The organism is Pedobacter terrae, assembly GCF_036946585.1.
Taxonomy (GTDB): Bacteria; Bacteroidota; Bacteroidia; order Sphingobacteriales; family Sphingobacteriaceae; genus Pedobacter; species Pedobacter terrae_C.
In genome coordinates this window covers 104,339-121,335 of record NZ_JAQIIV010000003.1, presented here as the reverse complement: position 1 = coordinate 121,335, position 16,997 = coordinate 104,339, and the positions used below count along the sequence as shown (strand labels likewise).

Below are 16,997 nucleotides of genomic sequence, written 5' to 3'. Positions count from 1 at the left end.
AGATATTTTACAGAAGCCTGAAGATTTTTGCTTCAGGCTTTTTTGTAATTTCTATTTTTTGAAGAGCAAAACCTGTGCATTTCGGTTACAGCAGTCCCGCCATCATTTCAAGTCCTCGGCCTCGTACCTCAACCTCCGGGCTTTCCATTCTGTCGGGTCTAGATTACTTAGGTCAACTATTGAAGAAAGACCCTGAAATAAATTCAGGGTGACGATAGCGAGAAACCTGCGAGGTTTGATTAGCCAACTATTTCTTATGCGAAAATAACCAAGGCAACAACTCTGGTTCGGCAAATGCACTATCCCAGCTATTATGGTTTGCGTTAGGATAAAGTGTAAACTTCACCTCTCCACCAACACTTTTTAACCGTTCGGCAATGGCCATCGATAATACTGGATCTACAATATCATCTTTAGCACCATGGAAAATCCAAAGCGGTACCTTTCTATACTTTTTAATGTTGTTGGTATTGTCGCCACCACAGATGGCAATTGCTGCTGCAAATTTATGCCTTTCTCTCCTTAAGAGCTCATAGGTACCCATAGCGCCCATTGACAAGCCGCCAACATAAACCTGATGTCTGTTTACATACGGCTTTTTAAGGAAATCTTTGATCATTCCCTGTAAAGCATGCATTATTTTGGTGGGTTTACCGCCTTCAACAAAACTAAACTTTCTTTGTCCATTGCCATCTTTCTCAATATTAACATTGGCCCAATAATCGCTTTGTGGACATTGAGGAAAAACCACAATAGCAGGGAAATTTTTCCGGAAATCATTTTTTAAAAACAGTTTGCCACCATGTACCAGTTGACTAGTATTATCACTGCCCCTTTCTCCGCTTCCATGCAAAAAGAAAACGATCGGATATTTTTGGTCGGGATTAAAATTCTCTGGAAACAAAATCCTGTAATAAATAGAATCCTTTCCTTTAGTAAAACTTCCCCTGTCGTATTTTTTTAAGTCTTGAGCGTTTAAAAAGAGTACAGGAAAAAGAATGCAAATCGTTAGAATAATCTTTTTCATCTGTTTAATTTATTAATTGGTTAGTATTATTTTAGCTTTTAAGCCCCGGCTGTTTTTAATGGTGCAGAAGCGATCATAATTGTTATTACTAAACACCATCAGGTAAGTTGCAACGGTTCATCAGGCAAAAATAGACAATCTGAGTTATTTCACAATAACCCAGTGTCTACAACCAACCTAAACTATCTTATTTTAATATAAAAGATGCTTCCTTTACATCTCGTGAATTAGTGCCAATAAATACCTTAAAATCGCCAGGTTCTGCAACGAGTTTAAGATCTGAATTGTAAAATTTAAGGTCATTCTCCGAAATATTGAACGTAATCGTTTTGCTTTCTCCAGCTTTTAAATTAATTTTTTGGAAACCTTTTAGTTCTTTAACCGGGCGGGTAATGCTCCCAACTAAATCCTGGATATATAGTTGAACCACTTCCTTGCCTTCATATTTACCTGTATTGCTTAGTGTAACGGATGCTGTGATCGATTTTCCTTTGCTCAAGGTATTTGCACTCAGTTTAACATCACTATAATTAAATGAGGTATAACTTAAACCGAAACCAAACGGATATAATGGATCATTGCTTACATCTAAATAGTTTGAACGGAATTTTTCGAACCATTTACCCTCAGCTAATGGACGGCCTGTATTTTTATGGGCATAATACAACGGCACCTGACCCACATTTTGAGGGAAAGTTGCACTTAGTTTACCAGAAGGATTAACATCTCCGAAAAGCACATCGGCAATTGCATTTCCAGCTTCACTTCCCGGGAACCAAACATTCAAAATTGCCGGGATATTTTGCTGTTCCCAATTTAGCGCTAGTGGGCGACCTGTAAACAATACCAATACCACAGGTTTTCCTGTTTTGGTCAAAGCTTTTAAGAGATTTTTTTGTGTTTCAGGAATCTGGATATCGGTTACGCTACTGCTTTCGCCTGTAAATTCAGAACCTTCTCCAACGATAGCCACGATCACATCTGATTTTTTCGCCACTTCTAAAGCTTCTTTGATCATTTCAGCTTCTGTACGCGGATCACGTTTATATGTTGGGTTATGCACGTTAACATAACGATGTTCCATAGCAGAATCTGCTAGAAAGTTTGCACCGCGTGCAGTTAATATCTTTGCTTTATCGCCCAGCACATTTTTAAAGCCCTGAAGTACAGTTACCGATTGATCAAAAAGTGCAGCAACACTCCAGGTACCGTACATATTAGCGGTATTATCTGCCAACGGGCCGATTAAGCCAATGGTACCTGATTTTTTTTAATGGGAGTACATTATTGTCATTTTTCAACAGCACAAAACTTTCTGTTGCAACTTCGCGTGCCACCTGGCGGTTAGCCGGACTAAAAACCTCTTTTGCTGCTCTTTCTGTATTGCAAAATTTATAGGGATCTGTAAATAAACCCAATTTGTATTTTGCCTGAAGCACTAACCGGCAGGCCCTATCGATCTGAGCGATGCCCACTTTTTTCTCTGCCAATGATTTTTTTAAAGTGCCTAAAAAGCCTTCACCCACCATATCCATATCAATGCCTGCATTTAAGGCCAAAGCAGAAACAGTTTGTAGATCGCCCATGCCATGTGCAATCATTTCAGGAATGCCGGTATAATCGGTAACCACAAAACCTTTAAAACCCCATTGATTCCTCAAAACATCTGTCATTAACCATTTGCTTCCCGTTGCCGGAATGCCGTCCACTTCATTAAAAGAAGCCATAATGCTGGCTGCACCTGCATCAACAGCGGCTTTATAGGGCGGAAAATATTCGTTGTACATGCGTACTTTACTCATATCGGTGGTATTGTAGTCTCTGCCGGCTTCAGCTGCACCATATAATGCATAATGTTTAACGCACGCTAAAATCTCGTTATTGGCCTGGAGTTTTCCCTGATAGCCTTTTACCATTGCTGCTGCAATTTGTGAGCCTAAATAAGTATCTTCACCACTTCCTTCTGAGATGCGGCCCCAGCGCGGATCCCTCGAAATATCAACCATAGGAGAGAAGGTCCAGTTAATTCCACTTGCACTGGCCTCTATAGCAGCTATACGCGCCGATTTTTGCACGGTGGCCATATCCCAGATACAGCTAACGCCTAAAGGAATGGGGAAAACTGTGTTATAACCATGGATCACGTCCATTCCAAAAAGCAATGGAATTTTCATGCGGCTGTTTTCTACCGCTATTTTTTGTACCGCTTTAATCTTATCAACCCCCTTGATGTTGAATAAACCACCAACTTGTCCGGCTTTTATTTTTTTAGAAATATCACTGCTGTTGGCCTGTCCTGTGGTAATATCGCCGGAACTCGGCAGATTCAGCTGTCCAATTTTTTCATCAATAGTCATTTTCGCCATCAGGTTGCTGATGAAGGTATTCATCTTTGCTTCTTCTGCCGAAACAGGTTTTTTGTTTTGCGCTGATCCGTTCAGTACAAAAAGGGTTAAAAAAACAACCAGGATATTCGCTCTCTTCATTATATATGTATTTTATTCTTTATTTATCAAATTGTTGCTGGCGCTCGTTTTCAACGAGTGCCTGAATAGCGCAACGATTCTATCGTTTTACTTTTAGTCGTTAAAAACGATTTGTTATTTCCACACTCGTTAGAAACGAGCATGAGCTTCTTATTCTTTACTCGCCGGCGCTCGCTTCCAACGAGTGCTTAAATAGCTTTATGGCGCTGTCGTATCTAAAAATTAATAGTTAATCAACTTTCTTTACTTCAGTTTTTAGCGATACGCCGTTCTCATTAATCGCCTCCATCGCAAAATAATATGCTTTTTGACTGTCCATTGCTTTAAACCAATATTCATTAAAATCGTGGATCATGATGCAGTTGTATAGCTTATCAGGCGCTGTGCCATAGTACAGATTATAAGCAAAAGCATTATCAACAGGCTCCCATTTAATGTAGGCACTGCGTTTATCTTTTTCTGTTCTTAATACAATGAGGTTTTTTACTTTTGTTGGTTTCTCTCCGTTTCCGTTACCAAAAACGCGTAAGCCACTGATGGCAAATTTTCCGGTAGGCATGTGGATGTTTACCATTTTGATAAACCTGGTTTTAACCGGTTTTTCAAGTTCGATGAAGTCATGTGGAACATCTGTTTTATTCTGGCTTTTATCAACAAGCGTGCTCCATTTTTTTCCATCTGTTGATGAAAGGATTTTATATTGATGATAAATTCCAGCCTGTTTTCCTAAAAATTCGGCATCCTGATCGGCATAATTGATTTGGATGGCATTAACGGTTGCCAGGCTGCCGAGATCAGTCTGGATCCACTCACCATTATTTGCTGTTTTGGCACTCCAATAGGTTTTAATGTTCTCATCAACCGCATTATTGGCATTATAGCCGCCCAGGGTAGAGGATACAGTTACCGGTTTTTTATAGTTAATGAGCATCCAGCCCGGCCCCGCAGGCCCGCCTTCCTTTCTTTCGGCTGGTAAATAAAGCGGATAATCACCAAATGCGGTATTGGTCCACATCACATCATCCTGGTCAAAACCAGTTGGCCAAATGCCCATGCGGCGTTCCCAGGTATTTTTTACGCAGATAATGCTGGTAGAAATGTGCCAGTAATTTTTGCTGTTATCCTGAAAGGTTGCACCGTGCCCGGCACCGCGTGAAAATCCTCCACCTTTATAACTCAAAGGATCGGATTGTGGTGTTGTAGGTGTATCATAGAACAAAGGTTTGGTACCTACCACCACGCCGTCTGAATAGCCGCTAAATTCGGTTCCAGGTGCGCCGTACTGAAAATAATATTTGCCGTTGTGTTTAGTCATCCAGGCGCCTTCGGCAAAAGGGTCGAGAAAGGTATTATCCATATATTCGCCAAAACGCTGCCAGCCATAGCGCCAACTTTCCAGCAAGTACATTGGTGTACGTGTACCTTTAGGTTGAAAAGTTCTGCGGTCAAGCTCTACTCCATACATAGGGTAATTATTGCTGCTGCCATTGTACATATAAAATTTACCATCATCATCAGTAAAAAAGGCCGGATCCCAGCCACCAATTTCTAAAGAATCAACCAATGGAAACCATTTGTTACCTTTAGGATCCGTGCTGCCCCAAAGGGTGAAGTTTTTGGTGTAAGTACTGCCAAAAACCACCATGGTATCACCAACAATGCCCACACCAGGTGCGCAAAGCTCATCTTTGGTTTTGTTCCATGGGCGCAAAAACTTTCTTTCGTGGAATTTCCAGTTCAGCATATCAGCACTGTGCCAATATCCCCATTGATTGGTGCTAAACAGGTAGAAATCGCCTTTGTAGTTTACAATAACAGGATCGGCCGTAGCCCGATGCTTGCCCCATTCGGTAAAAGACTCGAAAGGGGTGTAACCGTAATCTACATTGATGGGGTTGCAAAAGGTTTTCTGCTGTGCATATGAGATATAAGTATTGCAGAACAGGGTGAATATGATTAATATTTTGAATAAATGTTTAGCCATTATCCTTAGGTAATTAATTAAAAATGTTTATTCTGGCACAGCTGGAACAACCTATCGACATGCCGCTAACCGTTAAACCGGTAACATGCGACTGGTGCTCCCAGTAAACCCACATATCATGTGCACCGCCTGTTGAAGTTAGTGTAACGGTATAAACATCTCCATTTTCGGGTATCTGGCCGATAACCGTTCCACTTGGAGAATTTGGTTGAATAAAGAATGAGTAAACCCCTCCGCTGGTATTATTTTCTAACTTTACATATACACCATCTGTAGTGGAGTTTGTTGCGGTTACATTTACCGTGGCGAATTTTGATTTTATGGTTTTATGTTTAGCTCCAACTACATTAGTGAAGCCCGAATTAAGGATTACACATCCTATCACTGCTGTTAATATTAAAATTACTTTTTTCATGGTTCTGTAGATTTAATTTAAAATATATGGTGGCTAAACATTTATATACAAATTAATATTAGGGTTGGAACTGGAAATCTAATTTCTCTAAACCATTTCGTACGTCTTCATTTCCCATAAATAACTGCCAGAGTAAGCCTGAGCGGTAATTTTCGATCATAACAACCATTGGCCCCTGGTCAATGCCCAGATACCTTTTAGGGTACCAGTTATCAGTTTCGGAAAAAGCGTCGTAAAAACCATACTTTCCCCAAACTTTGTCGCCCAGATCTTCATAAAGATGCCTGATTACTTTCATCGATTCTTTTGGCGTGTAAGGGATAGAGGATATGGCTGCGGTAGGGGAGATTACGCCAAAATCTTCCTGAAGACTATGGGCAGCATAACCTTTTACTGAATAACTGGCCGTTAAACCCCAGCTATTTTCTCCGTAACCTTTAAATTTTTTTGGATTGGCTACGCAATAATCGTGTATCGCCAAAGTTTGATTAACATTGTTTTGCCAATAATCGGCATACCGGTCCTTTAATCCTTTTGGATTTAAACCTAAATATGAGTAGTGTGCCCAGAATAAAGGACCAACAGAATTTTTTGCGCCTTGATAATCTAACGGGATATGATGCCCGTAAAGATCGAAATTAGCCTTGATTGCCCCATTTCTCGCCCAGCCTTCATGATAAACTTCGGCAGGCACACCATGGGTAGGAGATGAGGCTGCCATGATGTACATGATTAAACATTCGTTGTAACCTTTGACAGGAAAATTCATTTCCCACTCGTATTCCGGCGACCAATGCCAGTATAACACGTTCTGATCACCATTTCGGTACCAGTTAAAATCAATGCCTCTCCAAAGTTCATCGGCTTTTTTGGCTAAGGCCTTTTCGGCATCTGTACCATTTTTATAATATTCTTTAATGCAGATCAATGCCTGTGCAACAAATGATGTTTCTACCAGATCGCCGCCGTTATCTTTGCGCCCGAATGGACGTACTTTACCAGTTTCACCATAAATCCAGTGTGGCCATGCTCCATGAAAGCGATCGGCCCTGGATAGAAAATCCAATATTTTATTTAAACGTTCTAAACCTTCTTTTTTATTTACATAATTTCTGTCAATCCCGCTTAAAATAGCCATTAAGCCAAAACCCGTGGCACCGGTTGCAACGGTGCTTTTATCATTTTCCGGATACACATTATCTACGTGATAACGTTCGCGGCCGGCACCAGATGTAGGTTCTGCACCATCCCAAAAATACTGAAAAGTCTGTTTTTGAACGAGATCAAGCAATTGCTCATCGCTTAGGTTTTTTTTAATGCTGAGATCTGCATGGTAGGTCTGGGTTTTAGCTTTAGAACAAGCACCCAAAATCAACAACGAAACCAGGATTAGGGATAATGAAATTTTTGTAGTACGGGTTTTTAGCATCGCGTAAGTGTGAAAAAAGGGCTGCCAGTTTATCTGGCAACCCTTTGAATTATATTTTTAGTAACCAGGATTTTGCTTAAGCAAACCTCCACTCAAATCAATTTCAGTTTGTGGAATTGGCCAAACTTCATTTTTATTGGCTTTCCATCCTTTAGGACCAAATACAGTCAATCCTCTTCCTTGTCTAATCACATCAAAATAACGATCGTTTTCCATTGCAAGTTCAACCTGTCTTTCTTTCCAGATAGCTGTTCTTAATGCCGTCTGGTCTGTCGTAGTCACATCAGGTAAAATTGCCGGATTTGAGCCTCTGGCACGTCTACGTACTTTGTTTAATGAGGTAAGTGCTTGAGCTGGATTTCCTAATTCGTTCGCAGCTTCCGCATTCATGAGCAAAATATCTGCAAATCTTAGTACCCTGATGTTTTGCTGAGCACCTTCATTGAAACCTGATACTCTTGTGTTAAATGGAACATAAGATTTTTGATTATAACGGGGATTAGGTACAGAAGTAGGAACAAGGTCGCCCTGTGGGGTAGTTTCTCCTCTGAAAAGAATAGTAGCATCTTTTCTTGGGTCTCCTGTTTCATAAGCTGCCTCTAGTTCGGCTGATGGCGTATTAAAACCCCATCCCATAACGCCTGCTACTCCTTGAACCTGACTGTATTGAGAATTAGATGCGGCGGCGTTGCCTTGAATTAACGAAGCTTGTACCTCAAACAACGATTCAACGCTGTTTTCATTTGCTTCTCTAAATCCTTTTTCATAATCAGGAAACAGATCGTATCCCAACGTCATTACCTGATTAGTTAGCGAAAGTACATCCGCCCATTTTTTCTGATACATGGCAACTTTTGCTTTCATGCCTAAGGCAGCGCCTTTTGTTGCCCTACCTAAATCAGTTGCAGGATAAGATTGTGGTAATACAGCCGCAGCCTCTGTAAGGTCTTTCTCGATCTGTGAGTATACCGCAGTTTTATCAGATTGAGGAAGGTTATATTCTGAATTATCTTTAGGGACGTTCAATCTTAATGGAACATTTCCATAGGCCCTTACCAATCTGAAGTAAGAGTATGCGCGTACAAATTTTGCTTCAGCAAGATATCTGGCCTTTAGTGTCGCGTCCATATCAATGTTGGGTACATTATCCAACACCTGATTACAAAGATTTATATTTTGATATTGACCGGTCCAGAAGCCCAACAAAGAGCCCTGGGTAGAAGTTACCGTAAATTGATCAAAAAGGTTAAAGAATGTTGCATCGGTAGGCGTACTGCCTTTATCTGCTTCATCTGAACCAGTACTTTCAATGGCAATTGCATTAAATGCCACGTTATCCCAGCTGCGTAAATTGGCATAAATGGCATTTACACCCTTTGAAGCATCATCACCTGTTTTCCAAAAGGTAACTGATGGTTGCTGTCCTTGTGGCGGAACATTAAGGAAGTCTTTTTTACATGATGCGGTGAAAAGCATTGTACCTAAGGCTGTAGCCACAAGGCAAGACTGTAAATTTATATTTTTTTTCATTTTGATGTCGATTAGAAAGTTACGTTAACTCCGAAATTATAAGTTGCGAACAAAGGATAAACGTTTGTATCTATACCTGCATTGGTTGGCGTTCCACCCACCTCAGGACTGAAGCCTTTATAGCCAAAAATGTTAACAGCATTCTGAGCATTTAAGAATACCCTTAAGCGTTGCATTTTCCATTTATTAACAATTGCAGTTGGCAAGCTATAACCCAGTTGGATGTTTCTCAATCTGATATAATCGCCTTTTTCTACGTAAAAGGAGTTAGGCGCATTGTTAAGGCCACCTGCTAAATTTGCCGAAGCATAGGTATTAGATGTTCCAGGACCATTCCAACGGTTATTGAAGAAATCTTTCGTGTAGTTTTCATTACCAAAACGGTTGCTGAGATTGGCGTTAAATACATCTACATCTGCAACACCCTGGATATCTAAAGTTAAATCGAAATTTTTGTAGGCGAAATTTGTATTTAAACCATAAGTAAATTTAGGATTTGGATTTCCTAAAACAACTCTATCTTTTAAATCAATTACCCCATCGTTATTAACATCCGCATATTTAAAATCGCCTTTTTTAAAGCCCGGCCACGCTGCGGCCTCAGCATCTGTTTGGAAAACGCCTATAACCTGATAGCCGAAAAACTCTCCGATAGGGCGATTATTAACCGTTCTTGTAGATAAATATCCACTGGTTAACCCTGCACCACCTTTGTAAATTGGGTTGGCTCCAGATGTTACATTCATTACCTTATTATTGTTGATGCCAACATTTCCACTAATCGAGTAAGTAAAACCTCCAGCTGTTTTATCTGCCCATGTGGCCAAAAACTCAAAACCACGGTTACGGATATCTGCCTGGTTAGCAATTAATGAACTATTTACAGTACCTAAACTTCCTAATACAGGAATATCGAAAATAGCCTGTTCAGTTTTTCTGTTATAATAATCAGCTTCAATGGTTAACCTGTTATTTAAAAAGCCCATTTCCAAACCGATGTCGGTACCAGCACTTCTTTCCCATAATAGCGTAGGGGGTACCAGGGTTCTGATGCTTGCACCAGTATACGGTATACCACCAAAAATGGCAACCAAGCCTGCGCCTTGATCTACGGTTTGAGTAGAAGGGTTAAAAGGCACACCAGCATTACCAACTTTACCCCAGCTTCCTCTTAATTTTAAATTGCTGAAGATTTTTTGATCTTTCATAAAATCTTCATTGCTGATTACCCATCCTGCACCAACTGAAGGGAAGTTACCCCAAACATTATTAGAACCAAAAAACTGTGAAGCACCGTCTCTTCTAATAGATGCATTGATTAGATATCTGTTTTTGTAGCCATAATTTACCCTGGCGAAATAAGATGCAAAGGTTGATAATTCGCCCCTATCTACTATACTTCTGCTAGCTGCATTACCTAGTGCCAGATACAAGTCTCCTTCTGAAGTATAGGGTACGTTTAATGCGTCGGCATTAATGGCATAAAGCTTATTTCGCTGAGCAGTTTGTCCCAATAAAACCGTTAAGCTATGATCAGCCCATTTTTTGTCATACGTTAACGTATTTTCAATAATCCAGTTTCTGTTTTCAATGCGATCTATGTCCAGTTTACTGTTTGTATTTTGCTGGGTATTACTTGCTTTGTAAACCGGTACGTATCCCCGAACTTCTTCCTGGCCGAAATCACCACCAAAGCTTGTTTTGAAGGTAAAGTTCTTCAGAAATTTTAATTCAGCATAAATATTACCGGTAACTTTATACTTTGTTGTGTTTTGATTAAAGAAATCAAGCGTAGCCTGAGGGTTCATATTACTTCCATTACCCAGGTTAAATGCATTAGGATCACCGTAGCTCCCATCAGCGTTAAACACTGGTACAACTGGTGATGCTGCATATAATGCCCTAAAAATACCGGATGGGGCATCCTTAGATTTACTAGAAGAAGCGGTTACGTTATAACCTACTTTTAGGGGCTCAAAAATTTGAAAATCGTTTGATAACCTTGCTGTGTATCTTTTATAATTATTATTTTTTACGATACCATCCTGATCTAAATAGCCCAGGGATAGGTTATAAGTAGATTTTTCCGTTCCACCGCTTACTGAGAGCTGGTGGTTGGTTACTAAAGCATCCCTTAATATAACATCGTACCAGTTTGTGCCTTCGCCTAAATTGGTATTTGCAAATAACGGAGCTGCTGGTGGATTTAATAGGCTATACGCCTCATTTACGGCAGTTGCATATTCCGATGCATTTGCCATTTCAACCTGATTGGTTACTTTTTGAAACCCTACAGTTCCGTTGTAATTAATAACAGCATCACCTCTTTTTCCCTTATTGGTCGTAACCAAAACTACACCATTTGCAGCCCTGATCCCGTAAATAGATTGAGAAGATGCATCTTTTAAGATACTGATACTGGCGATATCTGCAGGGTTTAAGAAGTTAATATCATCATACCAAACACCATCGACAACATATAAAGGGCCAGTTTTACCGTAAATTGTTCCCGTTCCTCTAATGGTGATGGTAGGTGATGCACCTGGAGTTCCTACATTCGTGATAGAAACACCGGCAACTTTTCCTTGTAATGCACTCACCGGATTTACAGAAGGTTGTTTAGATATATCTTCACCTTTAACATTTGCTACCGATCCGGTTACATCAATTTTTCTTTGTGTACCATAACCCACCACTACAACCTGCTCTAATTGTTGTGTTGATGAAGCTAATGATACGTTAATAGTAGTTTGGTTGTTTACAGCTTGTTCAAATGCTGTGTAGCCTACAAAGTTGAATACTAATGTGGCATTCGCCGGAACACTTAAGGAGTAGTTGCCGTTTACATCTGTTTGGGTGCCACCTTGTGTGCCCTTAATTAAAATAGATACGCCGGGTAATGGGGTTTTATCACCACCATCAACTACCTTACCTTTTACAGTAATGTTTTGCGCTAATGCTACGTTAATTGTTAGCAAACAAATTGCAGCGAGAACAGAAATTCTTGTAAAGATTCTTTTCATGCTTTATTATAAATTTAGTTTAATTGTTAGGTTAAATGTGGGGTTGTTTTTGTAGATGTGCAAGTGTTTTTACCTCTACATTAATACATCATCAAAAAGGATAAAGTTCGGTGCATGAATAAACCGAATGGGATTTTAGGCTAAAAACACAGTTTTTTGAGATTTGAGCAGAATGTTAATACCTATCTAGGTGTAAAAAGTACACCAACTGTTTTGTAGGGTTTAAAAAAAGGTTATGAGAGGTAATGATGTAGTGCCTGTTGGGTACAAAAAATTCAAAAAGTAATAAAACTCTCTTTACATCAATGTTTCTATGATGACGATGTGTGTTATTTCTATGATAAAAAACCTGGCTAAAAATTAATCCAAAGACTATAGTTCCATTAAAAATTCGGTTAAATTTTTATCATGTGGCACTTCGAGTTTTTTGCGTAAACGGTATCTGCGGATTTCAACTCCCCTCAAACTGATATTTAATAGCGATGACATTTCCTTGCTGCTCATATTCATCCGCAGGTAAGCACAAAGTTTTAAATCATTCGGAACCAGATCGGGATGTTGCGCTTTTAACTTTTTGAAGAAACTTTCATGCGCTTCGTTAAAGCTGTTTTCAAACAGGTGCCAGTCACGTTCATCATTCATCCCGTCGTTTATTACTTTCTGTATTTTGCGGGTTTGCTCATCAGAAAGTTTCTTACCATTTTCATCCTTTAACTTGGTGATATCGTCAGCCAATTTTTGGAGTAATTCGTTTTTATAGACCAACGTCATTGCCGAATTGGCCAACTCCCTGTTTTTAGAAGCCAGTTCGGCCTGCAGTTTCTCTGTTTGTAATTTAATAATCTGCTTTTCGCTGATTTCAGCTTCCTGCCTTAATTTTTCCTGCTGCTCGGCTTTTAAGCGATCAGTAATTTTTTGACTGTCGAGTTGTAGTTTCCTTTCGTATATTTTTTTACCCAAGATTAAAACCACTACAAATAGTACAGTATATAATAAAATGGCCCAATTGTTCAGGTACCATGGGCGTAGGATGGTAAACTTATAAATCGTTTCTGCACTAACCGTATTGTCGTCAATTTTTGCCCTCACTTTAAACGTATAGGTACCTGCACTTAAATTGGTGAAATCTTTTTGAGTAGCTAAGGTCCAGTCAGACCAACCGTGGGAGTAACCTTCCAGGTAGAACTGATATTTCACTTTAGCTTGTCTGTAATAAGGTAGGGCATAAGAAATGCGGATATTATTTCTGCTATTCCGGATTTCTGTTTCTTCACCACTATTTCCGCCTTCACTAATTAGGGAGAATTTATCAGTAATATCTTCTACGCGTCTGATTAAAACGGAAGGTAATTTTTTCTTTTCCTGATTAAGCTGTTCGGTGGGATTATAGATTACAAAACCATCATCAACACTGATTAGATAAATCGACTTGCTAATGCGGCTGATATTTTCATAATATTGCACCATCCGGCCATCCAGGATGCTAAATTGATTCGAATCGATTTCTACCTTGCCTGGCTCGCTAAAGTTAACCAGTGCAGTTTTGCCATGATTAATAAACCAGTATTTTTGACTGCCTGCGGGAATGATTTTATTTGACGATTGAAATGAACCTAGCTCTTTATTCAGCGTCACATACTTAGTGAATTTATCACTTAACTCGTCATAAGTGTAAAAGCCCTCGTCAGAAGAAAAAACAATTTTATTTTCTAAGTTGAAAATATTGATGTTATAATTGCCAGGAAGACCATTCTTTTCGTCGAAATATTTAACACTAGTTGCATTGCGGTAATTTTCGCTTAAACTCAATTTGTATAAACCCTTATAGGCATGTGCTACCCATATATCACCTTTAATATCCTGCTCTACATATTTTGATGGCTCATTAAATCCTGCAATCTTTGTCAAAAATTTTAGTCCTGAACCAGAAGATTTCGCAAAAAGTGAAAGGCCGGTATAGGTGCCTTGAATTAGGTAATTTGGATTGGAGTTTAATTTTTTGATGGTCCAGCCGCCTGCCAACCTCGATATCCATTCTATTTTGTCGCCCAAAACTTTGAAGGTACCGCTGTTATGGCCGCAAATTAGTTCATTATCGATAATAGCCAACTCCCAAACCTGACCCTGTGAATTTGGAATTAAGCGGAAATTGAAAGGCAAAAGATTATCTGGCGACCACTCGCTGTAAAATAACCCCTGATTGGTACCGAGGTAAATTTTATTGTTGAAAATAATACTGGAATAAACCGTTCCAAACTGTCCTGTTTTATCAAAATAAAAGTACAAAGGCGAATTGAGTTCTATTCGGTCGATGCCATTATCCAGCCCGGTCCAAAGATTTTGCTCATCATCCGCATATAGGCTTAAAACCGTATTATTCTGTAAACCGCTTGACTTATTGATCCGCTGCACAATTTTTCCATTTTCATCTATAATGATCAAACCGTTAAGGATGGTACCATAAGCGAAATACCTGCCCAGCAAACTTACGCCGTTGTTGAGTTGGTAGGTTTTTAGGTAGTTATTAGCGGGCGTATTTAAAGGTGTAAAATCTTTACCGTCATAAGTAAATAATCCTTGTTTACTGGTTCCAATGATCAGGCCAGTTCCTTTATAAGGAAGAATAGATAATATACCTTCTTTGCCCAGTTTTTCGCTGTTTGGGATATAGACTAATTTGTTGCCCGCCAATTCAAATAAGCCCTTCTCTAATACTTCGACAAAATACCTGTTGTTTACCTTATGCAGAAACAGAAATGAAGCCGGTGATTTTATCACCTCCATTTTGTTGTTTTTATAGATGAAAATTTTGGAGAAGGACTGGAAGATCACCCTGTCCTGATCTACATAAATTTTCCATACCTCATCATCTATCTTTATCCCTTTCGGCAACAGATTGGTAAGTGAATGGTAGCTTAATTTATTGTTTTTAATTGTCCAATAGCCAAATTCACCAAAGCTACCAGTGTAAATTTTTCCATCTTTGTCGGTAGCTACGGCTCTAACAATCTGCCTGTTAGGCATTTGATATTTCTGCCAATAACGTCCATCGAAAGTTAGTAGTCCTTTCGCATTGCCAAAGTACATCACACCGTTTTTATCTTTGGCTATGCTCCAGTTCTGGTTCCCTGATGAATAAACCGCTTTTGGGTAGTTTTCGATATATGGAACGCCAATACTTTTTATTTCTGATGCAATGCTGGTTATGGCAAAGCAGGATAATAGTAGTAAAAGCCTCAAGTAGTTTAGCATAAAGTGTTATTGGGTAAACCCATTATGGCACAAAGTAATGAAAAATTGTTAGAACATGCGAGAGTGCGTAGGGTTGATGGTTTTTTAGTTGATGGTTAATGGACAAATTGCTTAGGCCAGGCTAAGTTAACTTGAAGTTTGATTAACCTCTGTGCTTGATAGTTTTTTCGTCGATGGTTGCAAATTGCCGAGGCAACCGCATCATGACTTTGAAGTATACTTTGATTAAGCTGCATTTATAGATGTGATTATCAGACTATCACCATGTACCATCAAATAATCTTATTAAATCGATGTCTTCAATTTTGATATCATTTTGCAGAGTTGTTCGTATTCCATGTATAGTCTTTTAAATTCCAGTTCAGTAATATAATTTCTTGATGAAGCCATAAAAAGACAGCTAACTACTTCTAATCCAGATCGGACAGAGTAGGTCAGAAATCTTTTAAACTCCGCTTTCGATTGACCCATACAGCCTTCGGCTATGTTGAGGTTTACTGAATCTGCTGCTTTTTTAATTTGGTTGGTGAGGCTGAACAGTTCTATCTTTGGAAAGTTTTTAGCAATAATACCTATTTCATTACTGAGGCTTAATAAAATCTGCCATACTTTTAATTATTAAAATTTGAAAGCAATACCATTGAATTTAGATTAAATATAATCATCTGCTTCAATATTATAAGTTATAATCATTTGATTTAGTTATGTTAATAGCCATAAGCTATCAACCATTAACGAACATACTATCAATTATGCCCCTAAGCTATCAACTATAAAACTATGGGCCGTTAACCAACCTTCACTGCCACCGGCTGCGGAACCTTTACATAATACCCTGTTCCATCATAAGGGCGTTTGCGTGGATTGGTTGTACACGCTACTAAGCAGCAGCCTTGAAGCTTTTCTCCACAAGCATCACATTGAGTAATATGCTCATTACACTCAGGATTGGCACAGTTGATCATTTTAGGCGTAGTAACTCCACAATTATAGCAAACTGAAACTACCGTTGGGTTAACCTGATTTACATCTACAGCTATCCGGTTGTCAAATACATAACACTTGCCTTCAAAATCTTTTCCTCCGGCTTCCTTACCGTATTTAATGATACCGCCATGCAATTGATAAACATCATTAAAACCATGGTGCAACAGTAGGGCAGATGCTTTTTCGCATTTAATCCCACCAGTGCAATAGGTTAGTATTTTTTTGTCTTTATATTGGGCAAGCTGGTTAATTTGCTCAGGGAAATCACGAAAATTCTCAATGTCGAGTGTTACCGCATTTTTAAATTTACCAAGATTATGTTCGTAATTAGAACGTACATCAAGAATGATTACATCATCATCATCCTTCATTTTCATGAAATCAACCGGTTCTAAATGTTTGCCTGTTTTTTTATTGGGATCAATAATTGTGGTATCCCTTAAACCAGAGTGAACAATTTCGGATTTGTAACGACAATGCATTTTCAGGAACGAAAGCTCTTCTACATCATCAACCTTAAATTCTGTTTTGGCAAACCTTTCATCAGCATGTATGGCTTTCATGTAAGCTTCGCAGGCTTCCGGAGTGCCCGACACAGTGCCGTTTAAACCTTCGTCGGCCACGATAATACGCCCAACGAGACCTAATGATTTACAAAATTTAAGATGATCGGCAGCAAATTGTTCTGCTTGTGCTATGTAACTATAGCAATAGTAAAGTAGTGTCTGATATTTTTTCATAACGCTGTTGATACCGTCGCAAACGGCGTTTAAAGCGGTGCAAAGATAGTAAAAAAAGGTTGAAGGCCGAAGGCTTAAGGTGAAAGGTTTTTAACTCCAGCGTTTAGAATCTGTTCTTTTAAGA

General features: G+C 39.1%; 10 protein-coding genes and 1 pseudogene. All 11 read right to left on the bottom strand.

Annotated features, from left to right (window positions below; genetic code table 11):
• Window positions 1-247: 247 nt before the first annotated feature.
• The 11 genes and pseudogenes from PGN18_RS05555 to trhO all read right to left on the bottom strand — a co-directional run bounded on the left by PGN18_RS05555 (window position 248) and on the right by trhO (window position 16,873).
• Entirely contained in the window at window positions 248-1,027 is a 780-nt protein-coding gene (locus PGN18_RS05555; RefSeq protein WP_335318402.1) for a prolyl oligopeptidase family serine peptidase, read from the bottom strand.
• 187 nt (window positions 1,028-1,214) lie between these two features.
• The gene (locus tag PGN18_RS05550; protein ID WP_335318400.1) at window positions 1,215-2,264 is read right to left on the bottom strand and encodes a glycoside hydrolase family 3 C-terminal domain-containing protein; all 1,050 of its coding nucleotides are present in this window, start codon (window positions 2,262-2,264) and stop codon (window positions 1,215-1,217) included.
• Window positions 2,254-3,513 carry a glycoside hydrolase family 3 N-terminal domain-containing protein gene (locus PGN18_RS05545; protein ID WP_335318399.1) on the bottom strand — a complete coding sequence of 420 codons (1,260 nt, stop codon included), beginning with the start codon at window positions 3,511-3,513 and terminating at the stop codon, window positions 2,254-2,256. The genes PGN18_RS05550 and PGN18_RS05545 overlap by 11 nt, the downstream gene beginning before the upstream one ends.
• Before the next feature lie 229 nt (window positions 3,514-3,742).
• Window positions 3,743-5,497, bottom strand: a complete 1,755-nt coding sequence (locus PGN18_RS05540; RefSeq protein WP_335318398.1) for a discoidin domain-containing protein — start codon at window positions 5,495-5,497, stop codon at window positions 3,743-3,745.
• 13 nt (window positions 5,498-5,510) lie between these two features.
• Window positions 5,511-5,912, bottom strand: a complete 402-nt coding sequence (locus tag PGN18_RS05535; RefSeq protein ID WP_335318397.1) for a hypothetical protein — start codon at window positions 5,910-5,912, stop codon at window positions 5,511-5,513.
• Between the two features lie 58 nt (window positions 5,913-5,970).
• Window positions 5,971-7,341: a glucoamylase family protein gene (locus PGN18_RS05530; protein ID WP_335318396.1), complete on the bottom strand. Its 1,371-nt coding sequence runs from the start codon at window positions 7,339-7,341 to the stop codon at window positions 5,971-5,973.
• Between the two features lie 57 nt (window positions 7,342-7,398).
• Window positions 7,399-8,871 carry a RagB/SusD family nutrient uptake outer membrane protein gene (locus tag PGN18_RS05525; protein WP_335318395.1) on the bottom strand — a complete coding sequence of 491 codons (1,473 nt, stop codon included), beginning with the start codon at window positions 8,869-8,871 and terminating at the stop codon, window positions 7,399-7,401.
• Window positions 8,872-8,882: 11 nt separating this feature from the next.
• On the bottom strand, window positions 8,883-11,894 hold the full coding sequence (locus PGN18_RS05520; protein WP_335318393.1) for a SusC/RagA family TonB-linked outer membrane protein: 3,012 nt from the start codon (window positions 11,892-11,894) through the stop codon (window positions 8,883-8,885).
• Window positions 11,895-12,266: 372 nt separating this feature from the next.
• Window positions 12,267-15,146 (bottom strand): triple tyrosine motif-containing protein, encoded by a 2,880-nt coding sequence (locus tag PGN18_RS05515; RefSeq protein WP_335318392.1) that lies wholly within the window; start codon window positions 15,144-15,146, stop codon window positions 12,267-12,269.
• A gap of 285 nt (window positions 15,147-15,431) precedes the next feature.
• Window positions 15,432-15,749 (bottom strand): annotated as a pseudogene (locus tag PGN18_RS05510) (four helix bundle protein); the annotation flags it as partial.
• Between the two features lie 185 nt (window positions 15,750-15,934).
• Window positions 15,935-16,873 carry an oxygen-dependent tRNA uridine(34) hydroxylase TrhO gene (gene trhO, locus PGN18_RS05505; RefSeq protein ID WP_335318391.1) on the bottom strand — a complete coding sequence of 313 codons (939 nt, stop codon included), beginning with the start codon at window positions 16,871-16,873 and terminating at the stop codon, window positions 15,935-15,937.
• Between the last annotated feature and the right edge of the window lie 124 nt (window positions 16,874-16,997).

Bases quoted from the DNA above. Each gene is read 5' to 3' on its own strand.
- PGN18_RS05530 (WP_335318396.1), bottom strand. From the start codon at position 7,341: ATGCTAAAAACCCGTACTACAAAAATTTCATTATCCCTAATCCTGGTT.
- PGN18_RS05540 (WP_335318398.1), bottom strand. From the start codon at position 5,497: ATGGCTAAACATTTATTCAAAATATTAATCATATTCACCCTGTTCTGC.
- PGN18_RS05555 (WP_335318402.1), bottom strand. From the start codon at position 1,027: ATGAAAAAGATTATTCTAACGATTTGCATTCTTTTTCCTGTACTCTTT.
- PGN18_RS05545 (WP_335318399.1), bottom strand. From the start codon at position 3,513: ATGAAGAGAGCGAATATCCTGGTTGTTTTTTTAACCCTTTTTGTACTG.
- PGN18_RS05535 (WP_335318397.1), bottom strand. From the start codon at position 5,912: ATGAAAAAAGTAATTTTAATATTAACAGCAGTGATAGGATGTGTAATC.
- PGN18_RS05520 (WP_335318393.1), bottom strand. From the start codon at position 11,894: ATGAAAAGAATCTTTACAAGAATTTCTGTTCTCGCTGCAATTTGTTTG.
- PGN18_RS05515 (WP_335318392.1), bottom strand. From the start codon at position 15,146: ATGCTAAACTACTTGAGGCTTTTACTACTATTATCCTGCTTTGCCATA.
- trhO (WP_335318391.1), bottom strand. From the start codon at position 16,873: ATGAAAAAATATCAGACACTACTTTACTATTGCTATAGTTACATAGCA.
- PGN18_RS05525 (WP_335318395.1), bottom strand. From the start codon at position 8,871: ATGAAAAAAAATATAAATTTACAGTCTTGCCTTGTGGCTACAGCCTTA.